Annotated in this window: 13 protein-coding genes; 4 read left to right on the plus strand and 9 right to left on the minus strand. The window is 66.4% G+C overall.

What is annotated here, in order from left to right:
* The coding region (locus CKY28_RS16855; RefSeq protein ID WP_141243959.1) for an integrase core domain-containing protein at positions 1–115 on the plus strand (115 nt) is incomplete at its 5' end.
* 493 nt (positions 116–608) lie between these two features.
* On the opposite strand, the gene CKY28_RS18840 is transcribed toward CKY28_RS16855, so the two are convergent.
* Entirely contained in the window at positions 609–773 is a 165-nt protein-coding gene (locus tag CKY28_RS18840) for a hypothetical protein (RefSeq protein ID WP_176473155.1), read from the minus strand.
* A gap of 435 nt (positions 774–1,208) precedes the next feature.
* Here CKY28_RS18840 and CKY28_RS18395 point away from each other — a divergent pair, with 435 nt between their 5' ends.
* Positions 1,209–1,562 carry a DUF7957 family protein gene (locus CKY28_RS18395; RefSeq protein ID WP_141243974.1) on the plus strand — a complete coding sequence of 118 codons (354 nt, stop codon included), beginning with the start codon at positions 1,209–1,211 and terminating at the stop codon, positions 1,560–1,562.
* Positions 1,563–1,698: 136 nt separating this feature from the next.
* Here the strand turns inward: CKY28_RS18395 and CKY28_RS16865 are convergent, their stop codons facing one another.
* Together CKY28_RS16865 and CKY28_RS16870 are read right to left on the minus strand one after the other, a co-directional pair.
* Positions 1,699–2,055 (minus strand): hypothetical protein, encoded by a 357-nt coding sequence (locus CKY28_RS16865; RefSeq protein ID WP_095999570.1) that lies wholly within the window; start codon positions 2,053–2,055, stop codon positions 1,699–1,701.
* Positions 2,055–2,273 carry a hypothetical protein gene (locus tag CKY28_RS16870; RefSeq protein WP_095999571.1) on the minus strand — a complete coding sequence of 73 codons (219 nt, stop codon included), beginning with the start codon at positions 2,271–2,273 and terminating at the stop codon, positions 2,055–2,057. The genes CKY28_RS16865 and CKY28_RS16870 overlap by 1 nt, the downstream gene beginning before the upstream one ends.
* 506 nt (positions 2,274–2,779) lie before the next feature.
* Between CKY28_RS16870 and CKY28_RS18845 the strand changes: the two genes are divergently transcribed.
* Both CKY28_RS18845 and CKY28_RS18400 read left to right on the plus strand, forming a co-directional pair.
* Positions 2,780–2,920, plus strand: a complete 141-nt coding sequence (locus tag CKY28_RS18845) for a hypothetical protein (RefSeq protein WP_176473156.1) — start codon at positions 2,780–2,782, stop codon at positions 2,918–2,920.
* Between the two features lie 405 nt (positions 2,921–3,325).
* Positions 3,326–3,580 carry a hypothetical protein gene (locus CKY28_RS18400; RefSeq protein WP_141243975.1) on the plus strand — a complete coding sequence of 85 codons (255 nt, stop codon included), beginning with the start codon at positions 3,326–3,328 and terminating at the stop codon, positions 3,578–3,580.
* Positions 3,581–3,586: 6 nt separating this feature from the next.
* Here CKY28_RS18400 and CKY28_RS16875 read toward each other — a convergent pair whose 3' ends face one another.
* From CKY28_RS16875 to traU, 6 genes are all read right to left on the minus strand, one after another.
* Positions 3,587–6,385: a conjugal transfer protein TraG N-terminal domain-containing protein gene (locus CKY28_RS16875; protein WP_095999572.1), complete on the minus strand. Its 2,799-nt coding sequence runs from the start codon at positions 6,383–6,385 to the stop codon at positions 3,587–3,589.
* A gap of 18 nt (positions 6,386–6,403) precedes the next feature.
* Positions 6,404–7,798 carry a conjugal transfer protein TraH gene (locus tag CKY28_RS16880; RefSeq protein ID WP_176473168.1) on the minus strand — a complete coding sequence of 465 codons (1,395 nt, stop codon included), beginning with the start codon at positions 7,796–7,798 and terminating at the stop codon, positions 6,404–6,406.
* 130 nt (positions 7,799–7,928) lie between these two features.
* Positions 7,929–8,756 (minus strand): conjugal transfer protein TraF, encoded by an 828-nt coding sequence (locus CKY28_RS16885; protein WP_095999573.1) that lies wholly within the window; start codon positions 8,754–8,756, stop codon positions 7,929–7,931.
* Positions 8,753–10,489 (minus strand): conjugal transfer protein TraN, encoded by a 1,737-nt coding sequence (locus CKY28_RS16890; protein ID WP_095999574.1) that lies wholly within the window; start codon positions 10,487–10,489, stop codon positions 8,753–8,755. Before CKY28_RS16890 ends, CKY28_RS16885 begins: the two co-directional genes overlap by 4 nt.
* Positions 10,486–11,247, minus strand: a complete 762-nt coding sequence (gene trbC / locus CKY28_RS16895) for a type-F conjugative transfer system pilin assembly protein TrbC (protein ID WP_095999575.1) — start codon at positions 11,245–11,247, stop codon at positions 10,486–10,488. Before trbC ends, CKY28_RS16890 begins: the two co-directional genes overlap by 4 nt.
* The gene (gene traU / locus CKY28_RS16900; protein WP_245841909.1) at positions 11,247–12,218 is read right to left on the minus strand and encodes a conjugal transfer pilus assembly protein TraU; all 972 of its coding nucleotides are present in this window, start codon (positions 12,216–12,218) and stop codon (positions 11,247–11,249) included. Before traU ends, trbC begins: the two co-directional genes overlap by 1 nt.
* Positions 12,219–12,249 lie beyond the last annotated feature (31 nt).

Genomic DNA, 12,249 nt, shown 5'->3' on the forward strand with positions numbered 1-12,249 from the left:
CCAGCTTCCCCGCTGGTTCGCCCACTACAACGACGTCCACCCGCACAGGGCGCTGGGCTACAGATCACCCCGCGAGTACATCACCCAAACCCGCGAGACCCCGTCAGGCCTTTAGGGGGCAACAACAGGTCGATCGTAACGGATCACCGAGCCCTCGGGCATGTCGAAGACCGAGGAAGGCACCCCCGCGGCCTCGGTACCTCCGGCCAGGGACGTTAAGTCCACCGAACCGTGCAATGCTGGTACGTGCGCCGATCACCGCTCATGACTGATCGACTAGGCGAAGGCTAGGCTTAACGCTGAGCATCAACACCGTCGACCCTTCAACCGGCGGCTCTACTAACGCCGTACCAGGGTCAGTCAGAGTGCCCGCGGAAACTGCAGCGCTGCGCAGATACCCCCGACCGATCGGGGCGAGCGCAATGCTAGACACGCGTCCTGCCGTTCGCGTGACAAAGATGAACGACAATCTTTCGAGCAGCTCTATGTCGGCGTGGCTGGTGGCGACCAAGTTGCCGGGCCGTGACCGAGATTCGTGCATACACCCGTGGGGGGCGCCGGCTAGAGTAAGGAGCAGCTGGTGCTGCCGCGGAGTAAGTGGCACCTTTCTAGTGCTCCCCGCCGGGTTCACGGGGCTGGGCTTCTTCGCGATCGATCCATTCAGCATAGAAGCGCGCCATGGCGATATGCGCCATTCGCGCGGCCGGTTGCTGCGTCCGCCGAGCGCGATCGAGACAGGCGACCCGGCGATCCTGAAGATAGGAGAGTTCCATGCGATATCGCTCCGTCACGTAAGCGGGAGCACACGGGGTCTCTCAGCCGTCGGCGCTTGTTGATCCGATGTCGACGATGGCTACCATTATCACATCACTGTCGACGCGCTAAGCGAAATCGCAGGCAGGGAAGCGGCAACGGCCATAGGGCGGTCCCCGATCATCGGTTGTGGGCTGATAACGGGTGTCTGCCATGCACATCCCGCAACTGGCGAAAGCGGAGCCTGCGCGAACAACACAGGATGGAAGCGTTGCGTGGCGAGCGTACGCTCAGCCGGGTCGCTCGCGGTTCGAACGGGTGATTGCCGGAACTGGTAATCGTGCGTGACGTGCCGGTGCAAGCGTGGTAACCGGTGATCATCGCCAGCTTCGACTCTTCCAAGCGCCGGCGGCTGAGAGACCATCGTGCTCCCGCTTGCACTTAGGGAGATGCGTGTGCGTCTGAAATTCAGTGATGATACCTGTTCGTCCGGCATCTGGGTGGATGCCCACCGGCCAAGTGCCGCGCTCAAGTCGCGATCGCCGCGCGTCGTTCGTTCAATCGCGTTGAGGGGCGAGGTTGGGCGGGTTGTTCTCTACGCCTGGGGTGCCGATGACGAACCACGAGTGGAGAATGTTGCGTGCCTGGAGCTGGACGGCTCCGTCCGGTGGCGGGCTTCGTTGCCGGAGGGCTTAGTCGGCGACTGCTTCAACGGCTTGGAGGATGACGGTGTCGGCGTACTGGCGTCCACATGGAGCGGCCTGCGCATGCGCCTCGACCCGGTGACCGGCGGCGCGACGAAGGTTTAGCCCGGGTCCGGCCGGAGCATTGCCACGAAGCGGCCCAGCGCACTGCGCACCCGATGCCTGACCATCGACGACTTTGCTGAGGTCGAAACTGCGAAGGAGGAGAGGCGGTCGCCTTTCTCTGGGATCGGGCACCTGCTCATACGGAGCGGTCCGGCGCATCAGTCGGCGGAGTAGAAGAACGTACGGAGCGGCCGCGATCGGGAGTCTCGCTCGGCTCGTCGACGAGTTTGGCGCGGGCCGCGTCGCGGGCCAGCGCAGCATCGAGGTCCGATTTGGCGATGATGCGCGAGGCGCGTCCGCCGCAGGTCTCCACAATGAGCTCTATGCTGGTCGCGACAAAGACAGGGTCGAATGCGCCCTCAAACATCTCCTCGTGCGTGTGGATCGTGTACGAGCCGGCGGGCAGCTCGCGTACGTCACGACCCAGGCGGAAGGGACGGGCGAACAGGACCGCGGAGGCGGTCGTCCGGGTGCCGTTGGGATGCTGGCGCACTAGAGTGACCAAGTGCGCAGCGGCGTCCGGCGGACCGCACCCGTCAGCAGCTTCGCCCCGAACACACGCTTCATGGTCGCGGCCCCGTCGGAGTTGGTCAGCACCACCCGAGTTCCGCCGGACGCGAGCGTCTCAATCGCGGACACTTCCGCACCGTGCATCCGGCACGCGTTCAGCACTTCCTGCTCGGCTACGGCGACGTTTATGGCTCGGGACATGCCGGCTCCTCGATCAAGCGGGAGCGCTGCACCGTCTCTCAGCCGCGCCCATGCTAGGAAGGCGACGCGGTGTTCTTCAGATGGGCGTGAGCCGCCGGAAGCGCAAGCGCGAGCCGCGGCCGGGATCACCTCTTAATCGATGTGAGATAACTCCTGTTCTACCTGCCACATCCAGCGGGCAGCGTGAGGCGTTGACGGCATGTCGCGGCGGGATCTCTCTATCCTTGTTCGTCACTAGGTCCGCCGCGACATGTAATTCCACAAACATGCGGAGCAGCCGATGGAAGGTGACACGATCACGCACCTGCTTCTTGCCTGCATGATCTCAGCAGCGGTGGCAGCAATTATATACGAGTGCCATCAGTCGCGCGAGCGGATCCATGCGCGGCAGCGGCTGCGGAAGACTGCGACGCACAAGAAAGCTATGGCCAAAGAGGAGCGGCGTTGAACCGCTGCAACCCTGGCGCGATTGGGCGCGGCAGGACGTGGTAATCGGCGCAACCCTGTTGGCCATAATGACGGGCGTGTTCGTAGTCGGGCTACTCAAGCGGCGCGGCAAGACGGTTCTGCGCATGGGCAATGACGCGCTCGCCGCAATCCTGCTGTTCGCCGGCAGGCTCGGGCTGCTCGCGCGGACTAAGGAGTGAGGCGCTCAAGAAGAGAAGGGCCGCGTCAGACGGTAGAGGCGCAGGTACGCACATTGCCAAGCCGGATCTATTTCGCCGAAGCTGAGTGCCTGGACGCGGTCAGGTCGGTTACAGCTGAGAGTGGAGGCACTCAGCTGGCCTCCACAATTGTAATGAATGAACGACCGGTTTCGATTGGTAACCACCCGAAAGCAGACAGGCCGCTATCCACCAATCACCGCCTACCGACGGGGGGATCGAGGGGCCAAGCACGCCCTGCGATGGGCTGTACGGGGCAGTAGCTGCTAAATTGGCACCCGATCAATGCAAGCGAAGGAACGAGGCCTCGCAAAAGGAGAGCACGCGCGGGCGACTATGAGCGAGCAGGTTCGGGCGCTATGCTGCACGTACATCGGGAGCCTACGGATGACAGACCCGACCCAATTCGACCCCCTTAGCGGCGGCGATCGCCTTCGCGCATTAGAGAACGAGCGTAGTGCCGAGCACCGCGCCGGCTCGAGAGACGGTCTCGACGGATTGCGCGAGTATAGCACCGCATGGCATGAAAACCGTTCGACAGCCTATCTGCTGCAAAAAAGTTGGGCCGATCCAATCAGTCGCTGGTTCTTCATTGCGGTTGTGACGATCATTTTGATCGGGTGGGCTTACCTTCTCCTATAATAGTTGTCACTCAAACTCCGGCGGCTTGAGTTGCCCCTGATCAATCCAACTGCGAGCTTCGGCGGGTGTACGTCCCGTCGGCTGGTCATGCACGTTCGGCACCTCCTCACCACGGCGCAGCCTGGCTCTCTGAAGTGCTGAACTGCCGTTGCTCTGCTGAGAGGCTACCTCGCCCTCTATAGTCTCAGATCGAAGCCGGATTGTAGACAACTCCTGTGCCGCATCAATACTCGGCAACGTCGCTGACACAGCTGCATTGCTGGCTCGTACCGCCTGTTCACTCGAGTGTGCTGGTCGGAGCAGCCCACTCGGATTGGGTTCCACGAGATGTGTAGCCACTTCTGCTCGCATCTCGTCCCCGACGACCTGGACGTACCTAGAAATCAACTGATCGCGTTCTGTGACGATTTGAGCATCGCTGCTATGCCAATGCGCAGCATTCGCTGGATCGAAACGTCCATAGATCAGCGGAGTGCTGGCGATTTCAGCACGAGCGAAGCCCAGGAATGAGTCACTTGTGTTCAGTGCGCCACTAACACCAACACCGTCCTGTGCCGACCAACGAGCCTCAAGGCGGTCAGCGGCTTCATAAAAGCGACGCGACTCTTTGGTGAAGCCCTCTGCATCAGTTACACTCGAGCTAATCCCTGAAGCCTGACTCGCCACATCACTTCGCGAGCTGGTTGAGATAGAACGATCAAAGGTATCGCGGTTTGTCGACCAGCCGCGGTTGACCGACCAGCTTTCGAGAGCATCTTGAATTCGCGTGCCGTCGCGCGAAATGGTCGCAACGTCACTATCGGTCCAACGTTTACTCGCACCACCCGATAATCGGCCAATGACCCCAGCAGAAAGTGGGCCGAGGCTGCCGCTGAGCCCAGCGCTCGCCTCGGCGGAGCCACTTACAAACTTTTCAACCGCTATAGCGTCCGCCACCTCCGCCCGCAGCCCAAACCGGCTCTGGAGCATACGCGACGCCTGCTCGACCTCGTTGAAGCTGGACGTGATCGCCGCCTTGTCCTCGACGCCGTAGCTGTTCGCGACCGACTGATCGGTAGTGACCGCGTGCCGGAACTCCTGGAAGCGGGTGACCGCGTTGCTGACGCTCTCGACGGCCTGGTTGGACAGCGTCTCGCCGCGGGTGCGCGTCTCGGATGCGACCTTGGCCGCCTCGGCTGCGACCGACTGCGTCACCTGCGGCGTGAACGGCAGCTTCGACACCGGCACGTCGAGGGTCTGGTTGCCCGCGAAGTTGGTGGTGAGCGTGCCCGTGTCATTGAACGAGCGGGTCTGGGCGGCGCCAAGGCTGAAGCTTGGCGCCTGGTTCCACTGGTCGTGCTGGCGGGTCTGGACCGTCTGGTTGTCGAAGCTGGTGTTGCCCAGCGCGACGTTGCCGGTCGAGGCCTCGCGCGCCGCTTCCTCCGCCGCGTTCTGGGACGGGTTCAGGTAGCTCGTCGCGTGGTGGGAGATCGCCATCGCGCCGCGCGCAATGCCGCCGGCCAAGAACGGCACGGACGCGATCAGGTAGCCGGCGAGCAGGCCGACGTCGTCGCTCGCCTGCGCTATGCCCGTGAAGCTCGCGAGCGTGAGCCCCGTGCCGGTGCTCGCCCCCGCCACCTCGGCCGCACCTTTGAACATCATAATCATGTGCAGGATGACGTAGAGCGGCCCCCAGGCGGCGAGGTAGAAGAACCCGGTTAGATAGCCCTTGAGCGCGACCGGTCCGCTCCTCGGCATCAGGAACAGCGGGAAGAGCACGGGAAATAGCGCGTAGAACACGACCGTGAGCACGATGTTGAGCACCGGCACCCACTTCATCGCCGCGTGCGCGATCGAGCCGTAGGTCTTCTCGGTCTGAATGTCGGCGCGGGTCTGGGCATAGACGTCGACGCTCCCCGTCCCGCTCGCGCCTGCGGCGCCGTGCATGGCCTGCTGCATGGCGTTGATCGTCAGCGTCTGCTTCAGGATGTCGCTCGCGGACGCGGACACGCCGGTCAGATAGCGATAGGCTACGGGCAGGTCGGCGAAGAGCTTGGCCTTCGCGAGGTCGGCGGTTTGCTTCGGGTAGAGCTGACGCCCGAACAGCCGGCCAAGATCGTCGACCATGCCGGCCCATTGCTGGCTCAGCGCGGCGTAAGCCTCGCGGCAGGTCTGGATCGAGGAGGTGACCTCGCCCGAGCCACCGCGCGTCAGGAAGCGTTGCGCCCGGGCCTGGCTGCCCGGCCCGATCACGTTCCAGATGTCGGGCGCGTTGGCGAGCGTCTCCATCGAGTAGCGCCCGAGCAGCACGTCGTAGAACACGCACTGGCGAAAATGCTCGTCGAGGTTGGCCGCGAACTCCGGATCCTTAACCCTCAGGCCCCACGTCGCCTCGAAGAGCCGCGCGCCGTAGATCATCCCGTTGCGGCTATAGTTGAGGTCGCCGGGCAGTCCGAACACCAGCTCCGACGAGCCGACAAGGTAGTCGCCGACCTGGCTCGTGAAGCTCGCGATCATGGCGAGCCCGAGCGGCACGTTCGCGACATGCGCGGGCGCCAGGCTCGGGTTGATGCGGTCGGTGACCTGAACGTCGAGGCGCGGCACCATGAGCACGGTGTACATGAGCGTTGCCTGCAGGAACCAGTGCAGCCAAGCTCGCCAGTCGAGGCTGAACGCCACGATCAGGACCGAGTAGGCCAGCCCCATGACCATGACGACCTGGAGCAGGCTCTTGTAGCCCCCCGCCCCGGTCCAGGCGGCGACCGCATTGAGGACGGCGACGATGTACTCGCCGCCGCCGATCGTGAAGAGCTCGACCGTACCCATGCGCCCTGCTCCCCGCGCTTACTGGAGGCCGCGCGCGGCGATGCCGCGCGACCAGTCGAGCGACGCCGCCATGCCCGGCGAGAGCGAGTTGGCGAGCACATTCTCCAAGAACTGGGTCTTCTGGATGATCGCCATGATCGCGCTGACCCGCGCCTGCGTCGTCTGCTGCCGCTCGGCGAGCGCCGTGCGTGCTGCGTTGATCTGCTGCGTCCAGGCAGCGAGCTTCGCTTCGTCGGCGGCGATGAAGCTCGCCTTCGACTTGCCTACCTCGCTCACCAGCTGGTCGAGGGTGGCGTAAAGGAGGTCGATCGAGGCGATCTCGGCCAGGGTAGAGCGATCGTCGGTCGAGAGCCCGCGCGCATGGGCCGCTTGCACCGTCAGGATCTTGTACAGCGGCACGGACGCGATCTGGAGCAGCTCCTTCTGCGCCGGCGTGATCGCCGTGTCCGCGCGGATCGCGTCCACCATGCCGTCGATCAGCGCCGTCACGCGGGGCCGGAGCGCCTTGGCGGTCGGAACGTCGAGGCTGCCGAGCGCGGGTGACAGGCACTTGTCCTCGGTGTCGCAGCGATAGACCTGGACCGCGCCGCCGCTCGTTCCGTCGAGGAGCGCCGTGACCAGCGTCGAGGTCGTGTCGCCGGTGAGCGGCTGAAAGCGGCCCGGGTCGCTGTCGGTCGGCGGCACGTAAATGATCGTGCCGACCATGGTCATGACATACTCGGCGAGCTCGCGGTCGAAGCTCCCGCCCGACTGGAAGAACTTGGAGCCTCGGAGCACGTGCCAGGTGTAGTTGCGCGCCACCGCGCTGTTCACCGCGTCCCACTTGGCGGGATCGGCGCCGTCGAGCGTCGAGCGGCGCTCGCCCTTGTTCCCACAGCCATGCTTGGCCGCCGCATAGTCGGTGAACACCCCGTCCGAGTTGCCGATCGCCTCGCAGATCGCCTTGTCGGCGAGATCGCCCTTGGGCCAGACCGAGCCGACCAGCGCCTGCGCCGCCTCGCAGCTCGAGATGTTGAGCTGGTTCATGAGCTGCGCCTTCTGCGCGAACTCGTCCATGACCTTGGAGCATTCGGGGCAGACGGTGTCGATGGCGAGCTTGAAGGCGAAGCCCACCGCGTTGTTCGCGACCGCCTTCAGCATGGCCACCATCTCGCTCGCGTTGATGAACGAGAAGGAGCCGGCGAACAGGTCGATGCCGCCGCACCCGGCGCGCGCCGAGGGAAGCTGGATGTTGGCGAGGTTGGTCGTCTTTTGCGGGAAGCGCGTCCAGACGTTGCCCAGGCTATAGTAACCTGCCGACTGCCCCTGGAAGGCGCTCGGGCCCGTGACGTTGGCCGCCCCGCCCGCGTCGCGGACGAACTCGTCCATGGCGCGACCGACCTGAGCGCCGGCGGGCGCGACCGGCAGAAGCATGGGCGCCACCGCGAAGCCGACCGCGACGGCGCAGGCCCATGATGCCGCCGTGGCTGAGGTCCGACCCGCGACGCGGACGACTAGACTGACGAGGGAGCGGGAGAGCGCGCCGACGCGCGCGCGGACGCGATCAATAGTCACTGCCGACCTTTCGCTGGGTAAGGAGGAAGATGCGCTCGACGAGCTCGTCGGCGGCGATGACGCCGTAGCCGACCGGGATGGTCGTCCTGGTCGCGCTATCGAACAGCACGACCGCGGGCGTCAGCTTGGGCGTGAGCCCCATCGCGGCGCGTTGGTTCGTCTCGACCGTGTATTGCTGAAACGTCTCGGACGGGCCGCCATCCGTCGAGATGGCGCGCACCGTCAGGCGGTAAGTCTCGCCCACCGACTTCACGATCGGCGACATGACCCGGCACGCGCCGCAGCTCTGCGCGAAGAAATAGAAGAGCCCGTAGCGGTCGCCCAGCCGCGCCATGGCGCGCTCGCGCTCGACCTTGCGGCTGTCGAGCCATTGCTGCTTGGCTACCGTCCCAACGGGCCGCTCGAGCGTGTAGTCGAGCTCGGGCGTCCGCCACAGCGCCCGCTGCCACACGTCGCCGAAAAGCGACGCGCGGTCGAGCTGGGCACGCTGATAGCGGATATACGCCGTCACGTTCTCAGGGCTGGGCTCCAGGATCGCGCGCGCCTTCAGCTCGCGCAGCTCGGCCGTGACCGCGTCGAGCTGCTCGGTCGCGGTCGCCGGCGGTGCGCTGGACGGCGGCGCAGGCTCGACCGGCTCGATCTTGGGCCGTTCGCAGTAGAACCAGGTCCCGAGTTTCCGGTCCTCGCAGTAGAAGCGGTCGCCGGTCTGCGCGGCCGGCATCGCCGGTCGCTCCTGGCCGGCGAGCGCCGGGACCGACATAGCGGACGCGAGGAAGGCGACCGCGCCGAGAACGGGGCGCACCGACGAGCGTATCATCGGCTGCCTCCGTTCAGCGCGTAATAGTCGCTGATCTTCTGCTGCATCGCCGAGACGGTGCTCAGCTCTTCCGGGAGCTTCGCCGCATCCTGGAATTCGGCATAGACCTCCGAGAAGTCCATCCGGCTGAGATCAAGCCGGGCGAACTCCTCAATCGTGAAGCCGCGGCAAGTCTCGTTCTTCGGCTTGGCCCAGGGCTTGCCGATCTGAGGCCGCCCCTGCTCCTGAAGGATGCGGCTCAGCTTGGACTCGAAGCAGCAATAAGCCTTCTTCTTGGTGACGCAGACGCCGAGCACGCTGTCCGAGCAGTAGCTCCCGACATAGTGGCACAGCCCCTGCGCGTCGCGCTGGTGGAGCAGCACCTCCTCGCGGCTGCACCCCATGGCGAGCAGCAGCTGTGCGCCAGGCAGCAGCGGGAAGGCCTTGCCCTTGCAGCAGTTCAAGATGCCGAACACCTTGGAATGGCAGGTCTCGCGCTCGCCCTCGAACAGCGTCATCGTCGCCGGGTCGAACTCGCGCCCCGCCTGCGACGCGGCGTTGAGCGCGACCGCGGCGTCCTTGAACTCCTGGTTCGGTTCCCGTTCGATCGTCTCGCACTCGCCGTTGATGCAGTAGATGTCGCCATCGCAGACGAACTGCGGCGCAGGCGCGGGTCCGTCCGGCACCGGGCAGCGATAGACGCGCTCCACCGTCGGGCAGGGGTGCTCGTCGGTCAGGCACTCCTCGCGGACGAGCCGGCAGGCCGGGTTGCGGTCGAGGTCGCCGCAGTCCTGGGCGGGGCGAGTCCGGTTGCACTCGTAGCTGCGCTCCCAGGCCCAGCACGGCTTCGTGACCGACACGCCGTCGACGACCCGGGTGACCGGATCACTGGACGTGCAGGTCTCGGCCGTCATCGCACACTGGCTATCGGCCGCCGGCCCCGCGCAGGCGCTCTCGTCGCGACGCTCGGCGACGCTACTCGCCGTCTCGGTGCCGAGGAGCTCTGCGCCCGTCACCTGTGCGTCGCACAGCAGCTCGGTCACCGGCTCGCCGGGCTCGGTGCAGTAGAGCCGTCCACCCTGCTCATGACCCTGCAGGCAGCGGCCGGGATGATGCCCGGTGGCCGTGCAGGCCGCGGTGTCGAACAACGAGCAGTCGTCGACACCGTTGAATGCCGCGTTATAGCCGCTGCACCAGTAGCGATACGCCGTCTTCGTCGTCACCGAGATCGCGAGCGGCACCGCGCAGCGTTCGGTCCTTTGCTCCAGCGCGACGCCGACGTTGCAGGTGGCCTCATAGGTCGCGCCGCCCGCGCCTGATGGGGGCAGCTGACGGCAGCTCCCCTGCCCGCCGCCGACCGACATGCCGCTCACATAGGCGTTCGGGTCCGCGGCGATGGCCTGGCTCCGCGCGATCGTCGCCTCGATGTCCGCGACCGCCACCCGCGGCCGCCGGTCGAGCGAGGACCGCACCGTGCGATAGCCGTCGTTGCTCGACGCCGCCGACGCCGCCCGCGACGCGATCGCGTCCGGGTCTTGCGCCAACACGGCCTCAGCCGGGGTGCCCCCATAGCCGGGGAGGCTTGACGCGCTCGGCGCGGTCTTGGTTGTGGCCTGGGCGCGGCCGAGCGCGCCGGCGCCGAACGCCTTGCCGTCCGCCCGCGCCGCCTCGGTCGAGCTCGCCTGGCCGAAAGCCGTGCTGGCGAGCGCGCCGCAGCCGAGCAGCGCAGCCGCGACGAGATAAACCCGCGTCATCGTTGATCCTCTCGGGTAAGCCGGGCGCGGTAGGCGGCCGCGACGCGCGCCGCCGGACCGCCGCCGGTCGCGAACCGGTCGAGCGCGAACCCGAGCGTCACATTGCCCGACATGCGGTCGTGCGGGGGCACGGCGGTTCGACAGTCGAACCCGTCGCACAGGTCGAAGTCGGTCGCGGTCACGACAAAGGCGGGCACCGCCTCCACGTCGAAGGCGCGGAACAGCCGCGGGTCGACGCCGACCGCGCTCCGCGCTCCGCCGTCCGGCAGCGCACGGGCGAGCGCGGCGGTGAAGCTCCGGGCCGAGTTGCCGGGAAAGCCCCGGAATACGACTACCCCGCCCGCCCTGCTCACATCCGCGATCATCTGCTTCAGCGACGCCGCCGGCATCGACAGACTGGCGAACGCCACGAGCCGCGGCGCGTCGTCGGGCTCCAAGCCCTTGGTCGAGCCTGCGACCATCGCGTCGAAGTCGAACGTAGCGACCTGGTCGGACGCGGGCCGCGCTTGGCGGGCGTAGCGCGCCGCAGCGGCGCGGGCGGTCGCGGCGTTGTCGGCCGCCTCGCGCTTCAGCGCCTCGCCCCGCCGGGCGACCACCGTCGCGAACGCCTCCGCCTCTTCCGGCGACAGCTTGGCGCGCGCACGCACTTGTCCGAGATCGAGGCCGTCGACGGTCTGGGCGGGAACCGCGGAGCCGAGGCCGAGGATCGCGCCAGCGACCGACAGCGCGCCCGTGATGAGAAGAAGCAGCTTCTTCATCACAGCACGCAGCAGTTGCGCTTGCGCCAGACGAGGTAGCCCATGTCCTCGCCAATCGCGGGATAGACCTGGCCCGCCGACATGAAGGTCGTCGACGCCCCGATCGGCGCGCACGCGTAGCGGCCGCTCGTCTGCGGGTTGGGGTTGGTCGCCTGGAACCGGTATTGCTGCTTGCGCATCACCGGCATCAGGTACTTACCGCACAGGCCCTTCGAGCCCATCGTGCCCCAGGCGACGAGCTCGCGATGAAGCTTGTAGGCGAAGCGGGCGAGCGCGAGCCGCGATGCCTGAACATGGCCGATCGATGCGGCGATGTTGCCGTTCATCGGGTACATCGTCCCCTGGCAGCCCGCGCACCAGAAGAGCGGGTCAGTCGGCAGCCGCGTGGTCGCGGCGACGCAGTCGGCGGCGCAGGCGGCCAGCGCCAACGGGTTGGCGAAGAGTGCCGCTTCCGGGTTGATGATCGCGGTGAGCTCGGAATCCTGCCAGAGCGGGTCGATCTCGGTCAGGTAGAGGATGTCGATCGAGCCCGCCTCCAGGCACAGGAAGTCGGCGACGATCTCCATCCAGTAGATGAGGGGATAGGCGTACCAGTGGACGTGCCAGCCGCTCGTGTTCTGCGCCTTGCCGCCGACCGCGCTCGGGCCCGCGATCGTCTTGAAGCCGATGTCGAAACCGGGGTCGAGCTTCATCCCGCCGAGGTTCACGAAGCACCACGGCTTCATGCTGACGTCGGCGAGCCGGACCGGCTCCCAGAAACCCATGGCGACACCGACCCGGAGCCCGCAGTTGCACACCGGCAGGTCGGGATTGTCGGTGTCAGGACGCCCCGCGACCGAAGGCCAGATGTCGAGCCCGCCGACCGACATCGGGAACAGGCAGCTCCAGCAGATGTCGGTGAGCGGATTGACGAAGCGGCCGGTACAACGGCCCGGGCCGCTCTCGGCCCGCGCGGGAGCCGCGACCAGCATGGCGGCTGCGACGATGACGGCAGCGGCCAAC

The organism is Sphingomonas lenta, assembly GCF_002288825.1.
GTDB classification, from domain to species: domain Bacteria; phylum Pseudomonadota; class Alphaproteobacteria; order Sphingomonadales; family Sphingomonadaceae; genus Sphingomonas; species Sphingomonas lenta.

Excerpts from the sequence above, each read along its gene's own strand:
- CKY28_RS16880 (WP_176473168.1), bottom strand. The coding sequence starts at position 7,798 with ATGCTTCTGCCGGTCGCGCCCGCCGGCGCTCAGGTCGGTCGCGCCATG.
- CKY28_RS16875 (WP_095999572.1), bottom strand. The coding sequence starts at position 6,385 with ATGGGTACGGTCGAGCTCTTCACGATCGGCGGCGGCGAGTACATCGTC.
- CKY28_RS16890 (WP_095999574.1), bottom strand. The coding sequence starts at position 10,489 with ATGACGCGGGTTTATCTCGTCGCGGCTGCGCTGCTCGGCTGCGGCGCG.
- CKY28_RS16885 (WP_095999573.1), bottom strand. The coding sequence starts at position 8,756 with ATGATACGCTCGTCGGTGCGCCCCGTTCTCGGCGCGGTCGCCTTCCTC.
- CKY28_RS18400 (WP_141243975.1), top strand. The coding sequence starts at position 3,326 with ATGACAGACCCGACCCAATTCGACCCCCTTAGCGGCGGCGATCGCCTT.
- CKY28_RS18840 (WP_176473155.1), bottom strand. The coding sequence starts at position 773 with ATGGAACTCTCCTATCTTCAGGATCGCCGGGTCGCCTGTCTCGATCGC.
- CKY28_RS16870 (WP_095999571.1), bottom strand. The coding sequence starts at position 2,273 with ATGTCCCGAGCCATAAACGTCGCCGTAGCCGAGCAGGAAGTGCTGAAC.
- traU (WP_245841909.1), bottom strand. The coding sequence starts at position 12,218 with ATGCTGGTCGCGGCTCCCGCGCGGGCCGAGAGCGGCCCGGGCCGTTGT.
- trbC (WP_095999575.1), bottom strand. The coding sequence starts at position 11,247 with ATGAAGAAGCTGCTTCTTCTCATCACGGGCGCGCTGTCGGTCGCTGGC.